This is a genomic window from Pseudomonas sp. MWU12-2020 (assembly GCF_023100605.1).
In the GTDB taxonomy this organism is placed as follows: Bacteria; Pseudomonadota; Gammaproteobacteria; order Pseudomonadales; family Pseudomonadaceae; genus Aquipseudomonas; species Aquipseudomonas fluorescens_H.
Genome location: NZ_JALMEX010000007.1, coordinates 165,329 through 182,933, shown reverse-complemented (window position 1 = coordinate 182,933; position 17,605 = coordinate 165,329). Strand labels below are relative to the sequence as shown.

General features: G+C 60.9%; 16 protein-coding genes. 10 read left to right on the top strand and 6 right to left on the bottom strand.

Features of this window, described 5'->3' with window-relative positions; genetic code table 11:
* The first annotated feature begins 228 nt into the window (after positions 1-228).
* From kdgD to M0814_RS17790, 5 genes are all read left to right on the top strand, one after another.
* On the top strand, positions 229-1,140 hold the full coding sequence (gene kdgD, locus M0814_RS17810; protein ID WP_103485930.1) for a 5-dehydro-4-deoxyglucarate dehydratase: 912 nt from the start codon (positions 229-231) through the stop codon (positions 1,138-1,140).
* A 60-nt stretch (positions 1,141-1,200) separates the two neighbouring features.
* Positions 1,201-2,646, top strand: a complete 1,446-nt coding sequence (locus tag M0814_RS17805; RefSeq protein ID WP_103485931.1) for an aldehyde dehydrogenase family protein — start codon at positions 1,201-1,203, stop codon at positions 2,644-2,646.
* Between the two features lie 182 nt (positions 2,647-2,828).
* On the top strand, positions 2,829-4,193 hold the full coding sequence (locus M0814_RS17800; RefSeq protein ID WP_003221643.1) for an MFS transporter: 1,365 nt from the start codon (positions 2,829-2,831) through the stop codon (positions 4,191-4,193).
* 11 nt (positions 4,194-4,204) lie between these two features.
* A complete protein-coding gene (garD, locus tag M0814_RS17795; protein WP_103485932.1) occupies positions 4,205-5,758 on the top strand; it encodes a galactarate dehydratase in 1,554 nt (517 codons plus the stop codon).
* A 260-nt stretch (positions 5,759-6,018) separates the two neighbouring features.
* Complete coding sequence (locus tag M0814_RS17790) at positions 6,019-6,960, top strand: AEC family transporter (RefSeq protein ID WP_103485933.1); 942 nt, start codon at positions 6,019-6,021, stop codon at positions 6,958-6,960.
* Between the two features lie 155 nt (positions 6,961-7,115).
* Here M0814_RS17790 and M0814_RS17785 read toward each other — a convergent pair whose 3' ends face one another.
* From M0814_RS17785 to gatC, 6 genes are all read right to left on the bottom strand, one after another.
* Positions 7,116-7,496, bottom strand: coding sequence for a carboxymuconolactone decarboxylase family protein (locus M0814_RS17785; protein ID WP_103485934.1), 381 nt, complete (start codon positions 7,494-7,496; stop codon positions 7,116-7,118).
* Entirely contained in the window at positions 7,493-8,554 is a 1,062-nt protein-coding gene (locus M0814_RS17780) for a calcium/sodium antiporter (RefSeq protein ID WP_103485935.1), read from the bottom strand. The genes M0814_RS17785 and M0814_RS17780 overlap by 4 nt, the downstream gene beginning before the upstream one ends.
* 46 nt (positions 8,555-8,600) lie before the next feature.
* Positions 8,601-8,975 carry a septal ring lytic transglycosylase RlpA family protein gene (locus tag M0814_RS17775; RefSeq protein WP_003221651.1) on the bottom strand — a complete coding sequence of 125 codons (375 nt, stop codon included), beginning with the start codon at positions 8,973-8,975 and terminating at the stop codon, positions 8,601-8,603.
* 229 nt (positions 8,976-9,204) lie between these two features.
* Positions 9,205-10,650 carry an Asp-tRNA(Asn)/Glu-tRNA(Gln) amidotransferase subunit GatB gene (gene gatB / locus M0814_RS17770; RefSeq protein ID WP_003221653.1) on the bottom strand — a complete coding sequence of 482 codons (1,446 nt, stop codon included), beginning with the start codon at positions 10,648-10,650 and terminating at the stop codon, positions 9,205-9,207.
* Between the two features lie 10 nt (positions 10,651-10,660).
* The gene (gatA, locus tag M0814_RS17765) at positions 10,661-12,112 is read right to left on the bottom strand and encodes an Asp-tRNA(Asn)/Glu-tRNA(Gln) amidotransferase subunit GatA (protein WP_003221655.1); all 1,452 of its coding nucleotides are present in this window, start codon (positions 12,110-12,112) and stop codon (positions 10,661-10,663) included.
* Positions 12,113-12,128: 16 nt separating this feature from the next.
* Entirely contained in the window at positions 12,129-12,416 is a 288-nt protein-coding gene (gatC, locus tag M0814_RS17760) for an Asp-tRNA(Asn)/Glu-tRNA(Gln) amidotransferase subunit GatC (protein WP_003221657.1), read from the bottom strand.
* A gap of 211 nt (positions 12,417-12,627) precedes the next feature.
* Between gatC and mreB the strand changes: the two genes are divergently transcribed.
* The 5 genes from mreB (at position 12,628) to rng (ending at position 17,579) form a co-directional block, all read left to right on the top strand.
* A complete protein-coding gene (mreB, locus tag M0814_RS17755) occupies positions 12,628-13,665 on the top strand; it encodes a rod shape-determining protein MreB (RefSeq protein WP_002555108.1) in 1,038 nt (345 codons plus the stop codon).
* A gap of 141 nt (positions 13,666-13,806) precedes the next feature.
* Positions 13,807-14,931, top strand: coding sequence for a rod shape-determining protein MreC (gene mreC / locus M0814_RS17750; protein WP_080593219.1), 1,125 nt, complete (start codon positions 13,807-13,809; stop codon positions 14,929-14,931).
* Positions 14,931-15,422 (top strand): rod shape-determining protein MreD, encoded by a 492-nt coding sequence (gene mreD / locus M0814_RS17745; protein WP_003221660.1) that lies wholly within the window; start codon positions 14,931-14,933, stop codon positions 15,420-15,422. The genes mreC and mreD overlap by 1 nt, the downstream gene beginning before the upstream one ends.
* A 44-nt stretch (positions 15,423-15,466) precedes the next feature.
* Positions 15,467-16,063, top strand: coding sequence for a Maf family protein (locus tag M0814_RS17740; RefSeq protein WP_103485936.1), 597 nt, complete (start codon positions 15,467-15,469; stop codon positions 16,061-16,063).
* Between the two features lie 58 nt (positions 16,064-16,121).
* Positions 16,122-17,579 (top strand): ribonuclease G, encoded by a 1,458-nt coding sequence (rng, locus tag M0814_RS17735; RefSeq protein ID WP_003221665.1) that lies wholly within the window; start codon positions 16,122-16,124, stop codon positions 17,577-17,579.
* Positions 17,580-17,605 lie beyond the last annotated feature (26 nt).

The window sequence follows — 17,605 nt, the reverse complement described above, 5'->3', positions numbered from 1 at the left end:
CTTGATATGCCGTCGGTGGATTTATTTTTAACTGTATGGATATACAGTCTAATCGAGCCTAGACCAGATTTTTCCTACGTCAAGAAGGGATCTTGTCCGACAAAAAGCGTGGGGCAACGATGAAATGCAGTTGACGGTTGTCTTTTAGGTTGTACGATGACCTACAACTTCAGCGCTGGCTGAATCATAAAACTCACAAAAAATGTTGCTACCCAGGGTGTTCGAAAAATGAATCCACAAGAACTGAAGTCCATCCTCTCCGCCGGTCTGTTGTCGTTCCCGGTCACCGATTTCAACGCCCAGGGCGATTTCAACCCCGCCAGCTATATCAAGCGTCTGGAATGGCTGGCCCCGTATGGCGCTTCGGCACTGTTCGCCGCCGGTGGCACCGGTGAGTTCTTCTCCCTGGCAGCCAGCGAATACTCGGAAATCATCAAGACCGCGGTCGACACCTGCGCCACCAGCGTGCCGATTCTGGCCGGTGTCGGCGGTTCGACCCGTCAAGCCATCGAGTACGCTCAGGAAGCCGAGCGTCTGGGCGCCAAAGGCCTGTTGCTGCTGCCGCATTACCTGACCGAAGCCAGCCAGGACGGCGTCGCCGCCCACGTTGAAGCCGTGTGCAAATCGGTGAACATCGGCGTGGTGGTCTACAACCGCAACGTCTGCCGCCTGACCGCGCCACTGCTGGAACGTCTGGCCGAGCGCTGCCCGAACCTGATCGGCTACAAGGACGGTCTGGGCGATATCGAGTTGATGGTGTCGATCCGTCGTCGCCTCGGCGATCGCTTCAGCTACCTCGGCGGCCTGCCGACCGCTGAAGTCTACGCCGCCGCCTACAAGGCGCTGGGCGTGCCGGTTTACTCGTCGGCGGTGTTCAACTTCATTCCGAAAACCGCGATGGATTTCTACCACGCGATTGCCCGCGACGATCACGCCACCGTCGGCAAGATCATCGACGACTTCTTCCTGCCGTACCTCGACATCCGCAACCGCAAAGCCGGTTACGCCGTGAGCATCGTCAAGGCCGGGGCCAAGATTGCCGGCTATGACGCAGGCCCGGTACGGGCGCCGCTGACCGACCTGACCGGCGAAGAATTCGAAATGCTCGCCGCACTGATCGACAAGCAAGGCGCGCAATAAACACCGACCCACAAGGCCGCTGAGCAATCAGCGGCTTTTGCGTAGAGAGGAGAATTTTCTGTGGCTGATTCCAAGCGTTACGACAACTACATCAACGGTGAATGGGTCGCCGGTGCCGATTACTCGGCGAACATCAACCCGTCCGAGTTGAGCGACACCATCGGCGACTACGCCAAGGCTGACCTGACTCAGGTTCACGCCGCCATCGATGCCGCCCGTGCCGCGTTCCCGGCGTGGTCGACGTCCGGTATTCAGGCCCGTCACGATGCGCTGGATAAAGTCGGCACGGAAATCCTCGCCCGTCGCGAAGAACTCGGCACCCTGCTGGCCCGGGAAGAGGGCAAGACCCTGCCCGAAGCCATCGGCGAAGTGACCCGCGCCGGCAACATCTTCAAGTTCTTCGCCGGTGAATGTCTGCGGCTGTCCGGCGACTACGTGCCGTCGGTGCGCCCGGGCGTCAACGTCGAAGTGACCCGCGAAGCCCTCGGCGTGGTCGGTCTGATCACCCCGTGGAACTTCCCGATTGCCATCCCTGCATGGAAGATCGCCCCGGCCCTGGCCTACGGCAACTGCGTGGTCTTGAAACCGGCGGACCTGGTGCCGGGCTGCGCCTGGGCGCTGGCGGAAATCATCTCCCGCGCAGGCTTCCCGGCCGGCGTGTTCAACCTGGTGATGGGCAGCGGCCGGGTAGTCGGCGAAGCGCTGGTCAACAGCCCGAAAGTCGATGGCATCAGCTTCACCGGTTCGGTCGGCGTGGGTCGGCAGATCGCCGTTAATTGCGTGTCGCGCCAAGCCAAGGTGCAGCTGGAAATGGGTGGCAAGAACCCGCAGATCATTCTCGACGACGCCGACCTCAAACAAGCGGTCGAGCTGTCGGTGCAGAGCGCGTTCTACTCCACCGGCCAGCGTTGCACGGCGTCGAGCCGCTTGATCGTCACCGCCGGGATTCACGACAAATTCGTCGAGGCGATGGCCGAACGCATGAAGTCGATCAAGGTCGGCCACGCGCTGAAATCTGGCACTGACATCGGTCCGGTGGTGTCGCAGGCGCAGCTGGAACAGGACCTGAAGTACATCGACATCGGCCAGAGCGAAGGTGCACGTCTGGTCAGCGGTGGTGGTCTGGTGACCTGCGACACCGAAGGCTATTTCCTCGCGCCAACGCTGTTTGCCGACAGCGAAGCGTCGATGCGCATCAGCCGTGAAGAGATCTTCGGCCCGGTGGCCAACATCGTTCGCGTGGCCGATTACGAGGCGGCGCTGGCGATGGCCAACGACACCGAGTTCGGCCTGTCCGCCGGTATCGCCACCACCTCGCTGAAGTACGCCAACCACTTCAAGCGTCATTCGCAAGCCGGGATGGTCATGGTCAACCTGCCGACCGCCGGTGTCGATTATCACGTTCCGTTCGGTGGCCGTAAGGGTTCATCCTATGGCTCACGTGAGCAAGGCCGCTATGCACAAGAGTTCTACACGGTCGTGAAGACCAGCTACATCGGTTCCTGAAGGAACATGCGGTGTCGACCCTGACACCGCACCCCTGTAGGAGCTGCCGAAGGCTGCGATCTTTTGATCCTGATCTTCAAAGCAAGATCAAAAGATCGCAGCCTGCGGCAGCTCCTACAGGGAATACATGCAGCACAACAGATTCACCCGCGCATAAAAATAATCAGTGGGAGTACATCTACATGCAACCGTCCAAGCCGACTCACGTCCGCTATTTGATCCTGCTCATGTTGTTCCTGGTGACCACGATCAACTACGCCGACCGCGCGACCATCGCCATCGCCGGTTCCAGCCTGCAAAAAGACCTCGGCATCGACGCGGTCACTCTCGGTTATATCTTCTCCGCCTTCGGTTGGGCCTACGTGGCCGGGCAGATCCCCGGTGGCTGGCTGCTCGATCGCTTCGGCTCGAAAAAAGTCTATGCCCTGAGCATCTTCTGCTGGTCGCTGTTCACCGTGCTGCAGGGCTTTGTCGGTGAGTTCGGCATGTCCACGGCGATTGTTGCGCTGTTCATGCTGCGCTTTCTGGTGGGCCTGGCCGAAGCGCCGTCGTTCCCCGGCAACGCTCGAATTGTCGCTGCGTGGTTCCCGACTGCTGAACGTGGCACCGCTTCGGCGATTTTCAACTCGGCGCAATACTTCGCCACGGTGCTGTTCGCGCCGCTGATGGGCTGGATTGTCTATACCTTTGGCTGGGAACACGTGTTCATCGTCATGGGCGGTTTCGGCATTGTCTTCTCGCTGATCTGGCTCAAGGTTATCCACAGCCCGCGCCAGCACCCGATGGCCAACGACGCCGAAGTGCAGTTCATCGCCGACAACGGCGGCATGGTCGACATGGATCAGAAGCAAGGCAAAAAGTCGGACGGGCCGAAGTGGGATTACATCCGCCAGTTGCTGACCAACCGCATGATGCTCGGCGTTTACCTGGGCCAGTACTGCATCAATGGCATCACTTATTTCTTCCTGACCTGGTTCCCGGTGTACCTGGTGCAGGAGCGCGGCATGACCATTCTCAAGGCGGGTTTCATCGCCTCGTTGCCGGCGATCTGCGGCTTCATCGGCGGCGTACTCGGCGGGGTGATTTCCGATTACCTGCTGCGCAAAGGGCATTCGCTGACCTTCGCCCGCAAGGCACCGATCATCGGCGGTCTGCTGGTGTCGAGCAGCATCGTCGCCTGCAATTACGTGGACATCGAATGGATGGTGGTCGGCTTCATGGCCCTGGCGTTCTTCGGCAAAGGCGTGGGTGCGCTGGGCTGGGCAGTGGTCTCCGACACTTCGCCGAAACAGATCGCCGGCCTCAGTGGTGGCTTGTTCAACATGTTCGGCAACATCGCGTCGATCACCACACCGATCGTGATTGGCTACATCATCAGCTCCACCGGTTCGTTCAAGTGGGCACTGGTGTTCGTCGGCGCCAACGCACTGGTCGCGGTGTTCAGCTACCTGGTGATCGTCGGTCCGATCAAACGTGTGGTGCTCAAAGAGCCGCCAACCAACGGTGGTTCTGAAATCACCGGCAAATTGTCTCAAGCGCATTCCTGAGGAGCGGCGTCATGCAGTTGATTGAACATTCCGACTCGCCGCGCTACATCCGCCTGCACGAGCGGGACAACGTAGTGATTGTGGTCAACGACCAGGGCGTACCGGCCGGCACCGAATTCCCGGACGGTCTGGTGACCGTGGATTTTGTGCCGCAGAGCCACAAGGTCACCCTCGAAGACATTCCCGAGGGCGGTCAGGTGATTCGCTACGGTCAGACCATCGGCTACGCGTTGCAGCCGATTCCACGCGGCAGTTGGGTCAAGGAAGATCAACTGCGCATGCCGACCGCGCCGCCGCTGGACAGCCTGCCGCTGTCCACCGAAGTACCGGCCGCACAGGCCCCGCTGGAAGGTTTCACCTTTGAGGGTTACCGCAACGCCGACGGCACCGTCGGTACGCGCAATATTCTCGGGATCACCACCACGGTGCAGTGCGTGACCGGTGTGCTCGATCACGCGGTGAAACGCATCAAGGACGAACTGCTGCCGAAGTACCCGCAAGTCGATGACGTGGTGGCGCTGACCCACAGTTACGGTTGTGGCGTGGCGATCACCGCCACCGATGCGTACATCCCGATCCGCACCGTGCGCAATCTGGCACGCAACCCGAACCTCGGCGGCGAAGCGTTGGTGATCAGCCTCGGCTGCGAGAAATTGCAGGCCGGGCAGGTGATGCACGAGGACGATGCCTCGGTAGATCTCAGCGAGCCGTGGCTGTATCGCTTGCAGGATTCCAGCCACGGTTTTACCGAGATGATCGAGCAGATCATGGCGCTGGCTGAAGTCCGTCTGAAGAAGCTCGACCAGCGCCGTCGCGAAACCGTGCCGGCCTCCGAGCTGATCCTCGGCATGCAGTGCGGCGGCAGCGATGCGTTCTCCGGAATCACCGCCAACCCGGCGCTGGGGTATGCCTCGGATCTGCTGCTGCGCGCAGGAGCGACGGTGATGTTTTCCGAAGTCACCGAAGTGCGCGATGCGATCTATCTGCTGACCTCCCGTGCCGAGACCAAGACCGTGGCGCAGGAACTGGTGCGCGAGATGGACTGGTACGACCGCTATCTGGCCAAGGGCGAAGCGGACCGCAGCGCCAACACCACGCCGGGTAACAAGAAGGGCGGGTTGTCGAACATTGTCGAGAAGTCCCTGGGTTCGATCGTCAAATCCGGCAGCAGCGCGATCAACGGCGTGCTCGGCCCGGGCGAGCGTTTCAAGCGCAAGGGCCTGATCTTCTGCGCGACGCCGGCGAGTGATTTTGTCTGCGGCACGCTGCAACTGGCGGCGGGGATGAACCTGCATGTGTTCACCACCGGGCGTGGCACGCCGTATGGCCTGGCGATGGCGCCGGTGGTCAAGGTCTCGACCCGGACCGAACTGGCGCAGCGCTGGCCGGATCTGATCGACATCGATGCCGGGCGGATTGCTACCGGGCGCGCGACCATCGAGGAATTGGGCTGGGAGTTGTTCCACTACTACCTGGATGTGGCGAGCGGCAAGCAGCAGACCTGGGCGGAGAAGCACAAGCTGCATAACGACATCACCTTGTTCAATCCGGCGCCGATTACCTGATGGTTTGTGAGGCAAAAGCTACCCTCACCCCAACCCTCTCCCGGAGGGAGAGGGGGCCGATCTGCGAATATTTTAGTAATACACCGACCTGAAAATGCTTTGCCGAATCCATAGTCGACTCGGTATTGCAGGTCGATGTATGACGCACCACACCTCAGTCAGTCCCCTCTCCCTCCGGGAGAGGGTTAGGGTGAGGGGCTTTTCAAGCTTTTGGCTTATCATTAAGCCCTGACGACGCTCACCCAAAGGCTCCCCCCGGCATGCTGGCAATCTTCCTCGACACCCTGAATATCACCGCGCCGGTGTTCGCCATGCTGTTCCTCGGGGTGTTGCTCAAGCGTATCGAGTGGATCAACGACAACTTTATCCACACGGCCTCGGCGCTGGTGTTCAACGTGAGCATGCCGGCGCTGCTGTTTCTGGGGATTCTGCATGCGGATCTGCACGCCGCGCTGCAACCGGCGCTGCTGATCTATTTTGCGCTCGCCACGCTGGCGAGTTTTGCCCTGGCCTGGGGCTGGGCGATCATCAAGTGCCCGCGTGAAGATCGCGGCATCTACACCCAGGGCGCGTTTCGCGGTAACAACGGGGTGATTGGTCTGGCGCTGGCGGCGAGCATGTACGGCGACTACGGGATTTCCCTCGGGGCGATTCTCGCGGCGCTGGTGATCCTGTTCTACAACACGCTGTCGACCATCGTGCTCGCGGTGTACAGCCCGGTGATCAAGTCCGATCCGTGGAGCATCTGCAAAAGCGTGTTCAGCAATCCGTTGATCATCAGCGTGATCGCGGCGGCGCCGTTTGCCTGGTTCAAGCTCAGTCTGCCGGGCTGGCTGGAAACTTCCGGGCAGTATCTGGCACAAACCACCTTGCCGTTGGCGCTGATCTGCATTGGCGGCACGTTGTCACTGGCGGCGCTGCGCAAGAGCGGCAGCATGGCGCTGAGTTCGAGCCTGGTGAAGATGATCGGCCTGCCGCTGCTGGCGACGCTCGGCGCGTGGCTGTGGGGTTTTCGGGGGGCGGAACTGGGGATTCTGTTTCTGTACTTCGGCAGCCCGACGGCGGCAGCCAGTTTCGTCATGGCCCGCGCGGCGCAGGGCAATCATGAGCTCGCGGCGGCGATTATTGTCATGACCACGCTGATGGCGGCGGTGACCACCAATATCGGGATCTTTCTGTTGCAGTGGGGTGGGTGGATCTAGCCTGAGACTCGGGTTGCTCCCGCGGGCCTCTTCGCGAGCAAGCCCGCTCCCACAGGTATTTGTGTTGTTAATCAGATTTCAACAACACCAAAGAACCCTGTGGGAGCGGGCTTGCTCGCGAAGGCGTCAGATCAGACTTCCCGACTTCCAGTGCATCACTCAGGTTTCTGGTAACTGTCGATCACTTCCTGCGCCGCCCGAAACGCATCAATCGCCGCCGGCACCCCGGCGTACACCGCGCAATGCAGCAACGCTTCACGAATCTCCTCGACCGTGCAGCCATTGTTCAGCGCACCCCGCACGTGGCCCTTCAATTCCTGCGGACACTTCAACGCGGTCAGCGCGGCGAGGGTGATCAGGCTGCGGGTTTTCAGTGGCAGACCTTCGCGATTCCACACGCCGCCCCAGGCGTGCTCATTGACGAATTCCTGCAACGGCTGAGTGAATTCGGTGGCGTTGCCCAGCGCGCGATCAACGAACGCATCGCCCATTACCTGACGGCGGATTTCAACCCCGGTTTTCTGCGAATCGGTCATGGCACATCCCTCTTGTGGTGTTGGCGGCGCCAGGCGCGTACGGACGTGAACAACAGGAACGCCAGCAGCGTCGGCAGCACGTAAAACAGCATCAGCTTTTCCAGTTTGCCGGCCAGCGGCATGCCGGTGGTGAACGACACCACGTGCAGCCCGTAAGCCAGGTACAAACCGAGCAGTAACAAACCTTCGGCACGGGTCACACGGTAGCCGGAATAGAACACTGGCAGGCACAGCGCGGCGACGCCGAGCATCACCGGCAAGTCGAAATCCAGCGCGTTGGGCGAGACCGACAACGGCGTCGGCGCGATCAACGCAGTGATACCGAGCACTCCCAGCAGATTGAACAGGTTGGCGCCGATCACGTTGCCCACGGCGATATCGCGTTGCCCGCGCAGTGCCGCTATCAATGAGGTGGCGAGTTCCGGCAGCGAGGTGCCGACCGCGACCACGGTCAGGCCGATCACCCGCTCGGAGAAGCCCAGATCGGTCGCCACCGCCACGGCGGCGCGGAGCAGCAAATGCCCGGCGAACACCAGCAGCGCCAGCCCGACAGCGATCATCAGCAGACTGCTGAACCACGGCGCCTTCGGGGTTTGCGGCACTTCCGAATGCGGGCGCGCCGAGTGCCGCGACTGGCGCAGCAGCAAGCCCAGATACAACGCCAGCACGGCGAGCAGCAGGACGCCGTCGAAGCGGCTGATCTGTTCATTCCAGGCGAGGACGAACACCAGCAGACTGGCGCCGATCATCAGCGGAATATCCAGACGCACCAGTTGTCGCGAAACCCGTAACGGAATGATCAGTGCCGACAGGCCGAGGGTCACGAGGATGTTGAAGATGCTGCTGCCGATCACGCTGCCGACGGCGATGTCGGGATTGTGCGCGAGGGTCGCTTGCAGGCTGACTGCCATCTGCGGGGCACTGCTGCCGAGGGCGACGATGGTCAGGCCGATGATCAGTGGTCGCACATGCAAGCGTGCGGCGAGACGCACGGCGGCGCGCACCATCAGTTCGGCGCCGAGGATCAGCAGTACCAGGCCACTGAGCAGTTCGATCACGTTGATCAGCGGTAAATCGGCTAGCGCGAAAATGGCGGGTGCTCCATCAGTCGTCGAGGGCCTGCACGCGAACCCGTGCCGTACCGCTGCCGAGCATACCGAGTTGTTCGGCGGCTTCGCGTGAAACATCAATCAGACGGCCACGGGTATGCGGTCCGCGGTCGTTGATGCGCACCACGCAGGATTTGTCATTTTTCAGGTTGGTGACCTTCACTCGCGTACCGAATGGCAGTTGGCGATGGGCGGCGGTCAGGGAATGCTGGTTGAACGCTTCGCCGCTGGCGGTGCGTTTACCGTGGTGCTGGGCGCCGTAGTAGGAGGCGACCCCGGTCTGGTCGTAACCGTGCGGGTCGATGATGTCGTTGCTGGCGCAACCGGCGAGCAAGGAGAGCAGGGCGCAGGCGCCGAGCAGGCGTTTCATTCGAAAGCTCCACAAAACAAATGTGGAAACAACCCAATGTGGAGATCAGCTTCTGTGGCGAGGGGATTTATCCCCGATGGGGCGCGCAGCACCCCCAAATTCCAGATACAGAAGAATTGGGGCCGCTTCGCAGCCCATCGGGGATAAATCCCCTCACCACAAAACCCCTTCAGCCATGGATTGTTCCCACAGGGGATGGAGCCAGGCTTCAGGTCTGGCCCCATTTGCATCAGCCTTCGAGCTTGCTTTTCAGCAGTTCGTTCACTTGCTGCGGGTTGGCCTTGCCTTTCGAAGCCTTCATGGCCTGACCGACGAAGAAGCCGAACATCTTGCCGCGTTTGGCTTCATCTGCCGCGCGGTATTGCTCGACCTGCTCGGCGTTGGCCGCGAGCATTTCGTCCAGCACCGCCGAGATGGCGCCGGTGTCGGTCACTTGCTTGAGACCGCGCTTGTCGATGATCTCGTCTGCCGTGCCTTCGCCGTTGGCCATCGCTTCGAACACCACTTTGGCGATCTTGCCGGAGATGGTGTTGTCCTTGATGCGCTGCAGCATGCCGCCCAACAGTTCAGCAGACACCGGCGACTCGTCGATGTCCAGGCCTTGCTTGTTGAGCAGGCTGCCCAACTCGACCATCACCCAGTTCGCCGCCAGTTTGGCGTCGCCGCCGATGGCGGCGACTTTCTCGAAGTAGTCCGCTTGCTCACGGCTGGTGGCCAGCACGTTGGCGTCGTAGGCCGACAGACCGAACTGGCTCTGGAAGCGCTCGCGTTTTTGCGGTGGCAATTCCGGCAGGGTGGCACGCACCTCGCCGAGGAACGACTCTTCGATGACCACTGGCAGCAGGTCCGGGTCGGGGAAGTAACGGTAGTCGTTGGCTTCCTCTTTGGAGCGCATCGGACGGGTCTCGTCCTTGTTCGGATCGTACAGACGGGTCTGCTGGATCACTTTGCCGCCGTCTTCGATCAGCTCGATCTGACGCTGGATCTCGGAGTTGATCGCCTTCTCGATGAAGCGGAACGAGTTGACGTTCTTGATCTCGCAGCGGGTGCCGAACTCGACCTGGCCTTTCGGACGTACCGACACGTTGCAGTCGCAACGCAGCGAACCTTCGGCCATGTTGCCGTCGCAGATGCCCAGGTAACGCACCAGCGCGTGGATCGCCTTGACGTAAGCCACGGCTTCCTTGGCACTGCGCATGTCAGGCTCGGAAACGATTTCCAGCAGAGGCGTGCCGGCACGGTTCAGGTCGATGCCGGTGGCGCCGTTGAATTCTTCGTGCAGGCTCTTGCCGGCGTCTTCTTCCAGGTGCGCGCGGGTGATGCCGACACGTTTGACGGTGCCGTCTTCCAGCGCGATGTCCAGGTGGCCCTTGCCGACGATCGGCAATTCCATCTGGCTGATCTGGTAGCCCTTCGGCAGATCCGGGTAGAAGTAGTTTTTGCGGGCGAACACGTTGTGCTGACCGATCTCGGCGTCAATCGCCAGACCGAACATCACCGCCATGCGCACCGCTTCCTGGTTCAGCACCGGCAATACGCCGGGCATGCCCAGGTCGATCAGGCTGGCCTGGGTGTTCGGCTCGGAGCCGAACTGGGTGGAACTACCGGAAAAGATTTTCGACCGGGTAGTGAGCTGAGTGTGAATCTCCAGCCCGATCACGACTTCCCATTGCATGTGTGTCTCCTCAGAAGCCGGTTGGGGTGCGGGTGTGCCAGTCAGTGTTCAACTGATACTGATGGGCAACGTTCAACAGGCGACCTTCCTGGAAATACGGCGCAAGCAACTGCACGCCCACCGGCAGACCGTCGACAAAACCGGCCGGCATCGACAGGCCCGGCAGGCCCGCGAGGTTGGCGGTGATGGTGTAGACGTCTTCCAGATAGGCAGCGACCGGGTCGCTGTTCTTGGCGCCGAGTTTCCAGGCCGGGTTCGGCGTGGTCGGGCCGAGGATGATGTCGACTTCATTAAAGGCCGCCATGAAGTCGTTCTTCACCAGGCGACGGATCTTCTGCGCTTTCAGGTAGTAGGCGTCGTAGTAACCGGCGGACAGCGCGTAGGCACCGACCATGATCCGGCGCTGCACTTCCGGCCCGAAGCCTTCGCCACGCGAGCGCTTGTACAGGTCGATCAGGTTTTCCGGGTTCTCGCAGCGATGGCCGAAACGCACGCCGTCGAAACGCGACAGGTTCGAGGAAGCTTCGGCCGGGGCGATCACGTAGTACGCAGGAATCGCGTGCTGCATGTTCGGCAGGCTGATTTCCTTGATCACGGCACCGAGCTTCTGCAGCTCTTTGATGCTGTTCTGGATCAGGTCGGCGATGCGCGGGTCGAGACCGGCGCTGAAGTATTCCTTCGGCACGCCGATGCGCAGGCCCTGCAGCGAAGTGTTGAGGCTGGCGGAGTAATCCGGAACCGGCTCATCGATGCTGGTGGAGTCGTTCTGATCGAACCCGGCCATACCTTGCAACAAAATCGCGCAGTCTTCGGCAGTGCGCGCCAACGGGCCGCCCTGATCGAGGCTGGAGGCGTAAGCGATCATGCCCCAGCGCGAAACACGACCGTAGGTCGGTTTCAGGCCGGTGAGGTTGGTGAATGCAGCTGGCTGACGAATCGAACCACCGGTGTCGGTGGCCGTGGCCGCCGGCAACAGGCGAGCGGCAACTGCCGCTGCCGAACCACCGGACGAACCGCCCGGCACGTGTTCCAGGTTCCACGGGTTTTTCACCGCGCCGTACCAGCTCGACTCGTTGGCCGAACCCATGGCGAATTCGTCCATGTTGGTCTTGCCCAGCGTCACGGCACCGGCAGCGGCCAGTTTCGCGACCACGGTGGCGTCGTACGGGGCCTTGAAGTTGTCGAGCATCTTCGAGCCGCAGCTGGTGCGGATGCCCTGGGTGCAGAACAGGTCCTTGTGGGCGATCGGCGCACCGAGCAGGGCGCCGCTCTCACCGTTGGCCCGGCGTGCATCGGCGGCTTTCGCCTGCTCGAGTGCCAGCTCTTCGGTGAGGCTGATGAAACTGTTGAGCTGCGGATCGAGCTGGGTAATACGCGCCAGCAGGACTTTGGTCAGCTCTTCGGAGGAAAACTTTTTATCGGCGAGACCGCGGGCGATCTCGGCCAGAGTCATTTGATGCATTGCAGGCTCTTTCCCTTTAGTCGATGACTTTCGGAACCAGATACAGGCCGTTTTCGACCGCTGGTGCGATGGACTGATAGGCCTCGCGGTGATTGGTCTCGGTCACGACGTCGGCGCGCAGGCGCTGACTGGCTTCCAGCGGGTGGGCCAAAGGCTCGATACCGTCGGTATCAACGGCCTGCATTTCGTCGACCAGCCCGAGAATGCTGTTGAGGGCGGAAGTAATGTGCGGAAGATCGGCATCATTCAGGCCAAGGCAGGCCAGATGTGCGATTTTTTCCACGTCGGAGCGTTCTAGCGCCATCGGGATTCTCCAGTGGAAAACAGAACGGACGGCGTCCGTGTGTTAGATTGTCGGAACACTACCGCACTTCTACGGTCATAAGGCCGCGATTGTGGGGCTTGGTGCACAGAAAAGCGGCCAATTTAACATATTGGCGCCTTGCCCAAAATCCCTGTCGTTGTTAGAGTTTGCCGCACTTTTTTACCCACGCGTTGCCTAGGGTCCCTTTCCCATGTTCAAGAAACTGCGTGGCATGTTTTCCAGCGATCTTTCCATTGACCTGGGCACTGCCAACACCCTTATTTACGTGCGCGAGCGCGGTATCGTCCTGAATGAGCCATCGGTTGTGGCCATTCGGACACACGGTAACCAGAAAAGTGTCGTAGCTGTCGGCACCGAAGCCAAGCGCATGCTCGGTCGTACGCCGGGCAACATTGCTGCCATTCGTCCGATGAAGGACGGCGTGATCGCCGACTTCAGCGTCTGCGAAAAGATGCTGCAATACTTTATCAACAAGGTTCACGAAAACAGCTTTCTGCAGCCCAGCCCTCGTGTGCTGATCTGCGTTCCATGCAAATCCACCCAGGTCGAGCGTCGTGCCATCCGTGAATCGGCCCTTGGTGCCGGTGCCCGTGAAGTGTTCCTGATCGAAGAGCCAATGGCTGCTGCGATCGGTGCCGGCCTGCCGGTTGAAGAAGCACGCGGTTCGATGGTCGTCGATATCGGTGGTGGTACCACTGAAATCGCGCTGATCTCCCTGAACGGTGTGGTCTACGCCGAATCCGTCCGCGTCGGCGGCGACCGCTTCGACGAAGCGATCATCACCTACGTGCGCCGCAACTACGGCAGCCTGATCGGTGAATCGACTGCCGAGCGCATCAAGCAGGAAATCGGTACGGCCTACCCGGGCGGCGAAGTGCGCGAAGTCGACGTTCGCGGTCGCAACCTGGCCGAAGGCGTTCCACGCGCATTCACCCTGAACTCCAACGAAGTGCTGGAAGCTCTGCAAGAGTCGCTGGCTACTATCGTTCAGGCGGTGAAAAGCGCGCTGGAGCAATCGCCGCCGGAACTGGCTTCCGACATCGCCGAGCGTGGCCTGGTGCTGACCGGTGGTGGCGCGCTGCTGCGTGACCTCGACAAGCTGCTGGCGCAGGAAACCGGTCTGCCGGTGATCGTTGCCGAAGATCCGCTGACCTGTGTTGCTCGCGGCGGTGGCCGTGCATTGGAAATGATGGACAAGCACACCATGGACCTGCTCTCCAGCGAATAAGCGCTGGGTTGCAATACGTGGGTGAGCGCACAGGCAGCACTTTGCAGTGCTGCCTGTTGGCGTTTATCTTCTGTCAGTCTTCATCCAGGCCGGTTTGATGCCGTATGAATAAACAGAACATTTGCCTGGGAGGAGCGGCTTATTAAACCGCTTTTCGCCAAAGGCCCTTCGTTGGGTGTGCGCCTGTTGGTGTTGGCCGTGCTGTCGGTCGCACTGATGGTGGTCGATGCCCGCTTCGACCTGCTCAAACCCGCGCGCAAACAAGCGTCGCTGGTGTTGATGGACGCCTACTGGATCACCGACCTGCCCGGACGGCTGTGGGAAGGGGTCGCCAGTCAGTTCGGCAGTCGCACCGAGCTTGTCGCCGAAAACGAAAAACTCAAGACCGAAAACCTGCTGTTGCAGGGCCGCATGCAAAAGCTTGCCGCCCTCACCGAGCAGAACGTGCGGCTGCGCGAGTTGCTCAATTCCTCCGCACTGGTCAACGAAAAGGTCGAAGTGGCCGAGTTGATCGGCATGGACCCCAATCCCTTCACCCATCGCATCATCATCAATAAAGGTGAGCGCGATGGCGTGGTGCTCGGTCAGCCGGTGCTCGATGCACGCGGTCTGATGGGCCAGGTGGTCGAGTTGATGCCGTACACCTCCCGTGTGCTGCTGCTGACCGACACCACTCACAGCATTCCTGTACAGGTGAACCGTAACGGTCTGCGGGCGATTGCCAGCGGCACCGGCAATCCGGAACGCCTGGAACTGCGGCACGTTGCCGACACCGCCGACATCAAGGAAGGCGACCTGCTGGTCAGCTCCGGCCTCGGTCAGCGCTTCCCGGCCGGTTATCCGGTGGCGACGGTCAAGGAAGTCATCCACGATTCCGGCCAGCCTTTCGCGATTGTCCGCGCGGTGCCGACCGCTGCGCTGAACCGCAGCCGTTATCTGCTGCTGGTGTTCAGCGACAACCGCACCGCCGAAGAGCGCGCCAACGATGCGGCGCAGGCCCAGGAAAATCTTGATGCGCAGGGCGGTGGCCCGGTGCTTCCGGCCACAGTGCCGAAAATCGTCAACAGCCCGGCTGCCGCTGCAGCAACAACCGCCCCCGCAGCACCTGCCGCCGCGGCCAGCACTACGCCGGCCAAACCGGTAGCGAGCAAACCGCCTGCGACCAAGCCTGCGGCAGCGAGTAAACCGCCGGCGTCCCAGCCTGCTGCGCGTCCGGCGGCGAAACCGCCGGTCACCGCGCCGGCCAATACCGGGAGACAAGAATAATGGTTGGGGCTACTGCTTCCCGTAACGGCTGGATGGTCTGGCTGACATTTCTCATCGGTCTGCTGCTCAGCGTGTCGCCGATGCCGCAATTCATGGAAATCCTGCGTCCGCTCTGGCTGGCGCTGCTGCTGGCATTCTGGGCGTTGGCCTTGCCGCAAACCGTGGGCATGGTCACGGCGTTTTGCCTGGGGTTGGCCGAAGATGTGCTGTACGGCACGCTGCTTGGGCAGAACGCCTTGATCCTGACCCTGATCACCTTCCTGGTGCTGTCCTTGCAACAACGCCTGCGGATGTTCCCGATGTGGCAGCAATGCCTGGTGATCCTGGTGATCTTCGGCCTCGCTCAACTGGTTCAATTGTGGCTCAGTGCCCTGACCGGCAACCGCCAGCCAACTCTGGCGCTGGTGCTGCCAGCCTTGACCAGCGCCTTGCTCTGGCCTTGGGTCAGCTTTGCTTTGCGTGGATTGCGCCGCCGCTACAAAATCAACTGATTCGGTCAGGCATGTGCCCGCACCTCGACAAGGGAGATGTCTTGATGAAGCCGCTTTACCTCGCCTCTGGTTCGCCGCGTCGGCGTGAGTTGCTCACGCAGATCGGCGTGCCGTTCGCCGCCATCAGTGCGGACATCGATGAAACCCCGCTTCCCGAAGAATCGCCCTCGGCCTACGTCGAACGCCTCGCTCGTGGCAAGGCCGAGGCCGGTCGACGCACGCGGGTGTCCGAGGCGGCGTTTTGCGTTCTGGGCGCGGACACCGCGGTGGTGCTCGACGGCAAAATTCTTGGCAAACCGGTGGACGAAGCCGACGCATGCGCCATGCTGATGATGTTGTCCGGCAAGGAGCATGAAGTGCTGACCGCCGTCGCGGTGCTGGAAGGCCAGCGTTGCGAGTCGCGAGTGGTGCGCAGTCTGGTGCGGTTCCGCTCGATCAGCCGTGAAGAAGCGGCGGCCTACTGGGCCAGCGGTGAACCTCGGGACAAGGCCGGCGGTTATGGCATTCAGGGCCTCGGCGCGGTGTTTGTCGCCGGGCTCAATGGCAGCTATTCGGCGGTGGTCGGGCTGCCGGTTTGCGAAACCGCAGAACTGTTGGGCCATTTCGGCATACCCTGTTGGCAAAACCTGAACGCGCAATGAGCGTCGTACGAATCAAGATGCGGCCATTATCGTGAACATGCCTGAACGAGACCCTGCCATGAGTGAAGAGATTCTGATCAACATCACGCCGATGGAATCGCGCGTGGCGGTGGTCGAAAACGGTGTGCTGCAAGAAGTCCACGTTGAGCGCACGCAAAAGCGCGGGATCGTCGGCAACATCTATAAAGGCAAGATTGTCCGGGTGCTGCCGGGTATGCAGGCGGCATTCGTCGACATCGGTCTGGATCGTGCGGCCTTCATTCACGCTTCGGAAATCTCCCTGCGCGAAGGCCCGGCGGTGGAAAGCATCAGTTCACTGGTGCACGAAGGCCAGAGTCTGGTGGTGCAGGTGACCAAGGACCCGATCGGGTCGAAAGGTGCACGACTGACGACTCAGCTGTCGATTCCGTCGCGTTATCTGGTGTACATGCCGCGCACCGCCCACGTCGGCATTTCTCTGAAAATCGAAGACGAAGCCGAGCGCGAACGCCTCAAGCAGGTGGTCAGCGATTGTGTGGCCAAGGAAGGGATCAAGGAGGCCGGTGGCTTCATCCTGCGTACCGCCGCCGAGGGGGCCGGGGCCGATGAAATCCTCATGGACATCCGCTATCTGCGCCGTCTGTGGGATCAGATCAGCGAGCAGATCAAGACCATTGGCGCGCCGAGCGTGATCTACGAAGACCTCGGTCTGGCCCTGCGCACCTTGCGCGACCTGGTCAGCCCGAAGATCGAGAAGATCCGTATCGACTCCCGGGAAACCTTCCAGAAAACCACGCAGTTCGTCGCCGAACTGATGCCGGAAATCGCCGATCGTCTGGAACACTATCCGGGCGAGCGGCCGATTTTCGACCTGTATGGCGTCGAAGACGAAATCCAGAAAGCCCTCGAGCGCAAAGTGCCGCTCAAGTCCGGCGGTTATCTGGTGGTCGATCCGGCGGAAGCCATGACCACCATCGACGTCAACACCGGCGCGTTCGTCGGTCATCGCAATCTCGAAGAAACCATCTTCAAGACCAACCTCGAAGCGGCCACCGCGATTGCCCGGCAGATGCGCCTGCGCAATCTGGGCGGAATCATCATCATCGACTTCATCGACATGGAAGATGAAGAGCATCAGCGTCAGGTGCTGCGCACCCTGGAAAAACAGCTCGAACGTGATCACGCCAAGACCAACATCATCGGCATCACCGAGTTGGGCCTGGTGCAGATGACCCGCAAGCGCACCCGCGAAAGTCTTGAACAAGTGCTCTGCGAGCCATGCAGCAGTTGCCAGGGGCGTGGCAAGTTGAAGACTCCGGAAACCATCTGTTACGAGATTTTCCGCGAGATTCTGCGTGAAGCCCGGGCCTATCAGGCTGAGGGTTATCGGGTATTGGCGAACCAGAAAGTGGTGGATCGGCTACTCGACGAAGAATCCGGTAACGTCGCCGAGCTTGAAGGGTTCATCGGCCGCACCATACGCTTTCAGGTCGAAACCATGTATTCCCAGGAACAATATGACGTGGTGCTGCTCTGAACCCCTGCAGCACATTTAATCCACAA

Coding starts and splice junctions, on each gene's coding strand:
- kdgD (WP_103485930.1), top strand. CDS start 229: ATGAATCCACAAGAACTGAAGTCCATCCTCTCCGCCGGTCTGTTGTCG.
- M0814_RS17800 (WP_003221643.1), top strand. CDS start 2,829: ATGCAACCGTCCAAGCCGACTCACGTCCGCTATTTGATCCTGCTCATG.
- garD (WP_103485932.1), top strand. CDS start 4,205: ATGCAGTTGATTGAACATTCCGACTCGCCGCGCTACATCCGCCTGCAC.
- gatB (WP_003221653.1), bottom strand. CDS start 10,650: ATGCAATGGGAAGTCGTGATCGGGCTGGAGATTCACACTCAGCTCACT.
- rng (WP_003221665.1), top strand. CDS start 16,122: ATGAGTGAAGAGATTCTGATCAACATCACGCCGATGGAATCGCGCGTG.
- M0814_RS17790 (WP_103485933.1), top strand. CDS start 6,019: ATGCTGGCAATCTTCCTCGACACCCTGAATATCACCGCGCCGGTGTTC.
- mreD (WP_003221660.1), top strand. CDS start 14,931: ATGGTTGGGGCTACTGCTTCCCGTAACGGCTGGATGGTCTGGCTGACA.
- gatC (WP_003221657.1), bottom strand. CDS start 12,416: ATGGCGCTAGAACGCTCCGACGTGGAAAAAATCGCACATCTGGCCTGC.
- M0814_RS17785 (WP_103485934.1), bottom strand. CDS start 7,496: ATGACCGATTCGCAGAAAACCGGGGTTGAAATCCGCCGTCAGGTAATG.
- M0814_RS17740 (WP_103485936.1), top strand. CDS start 15,467: ATGAAGCCGCTTTACCTCGCCTCTGGTTCGCCGCGTCGGCGTGAGTTG.
- mreB (WP_002555108.1), top strand. CDS start 12,628: ATGTTCAAGAAACTGCGTGGCATGTTTTCCAGCGATCTTTCCATTGAC.
- gatA (WP_003221655.1), bottom strand. CDS start 12,112: ATGCATCAAATGACTCTGGCCGAGATCGCCCGCGGTCTCGCCGATAAA.
- M0814_RS17775 (WP_003221651.1), bottom strand. CDS start 8,975: ATGAAACGCCTGCTCGGCGCCTGCGCCCTGCTCTCCTTGCTCGCCGGT.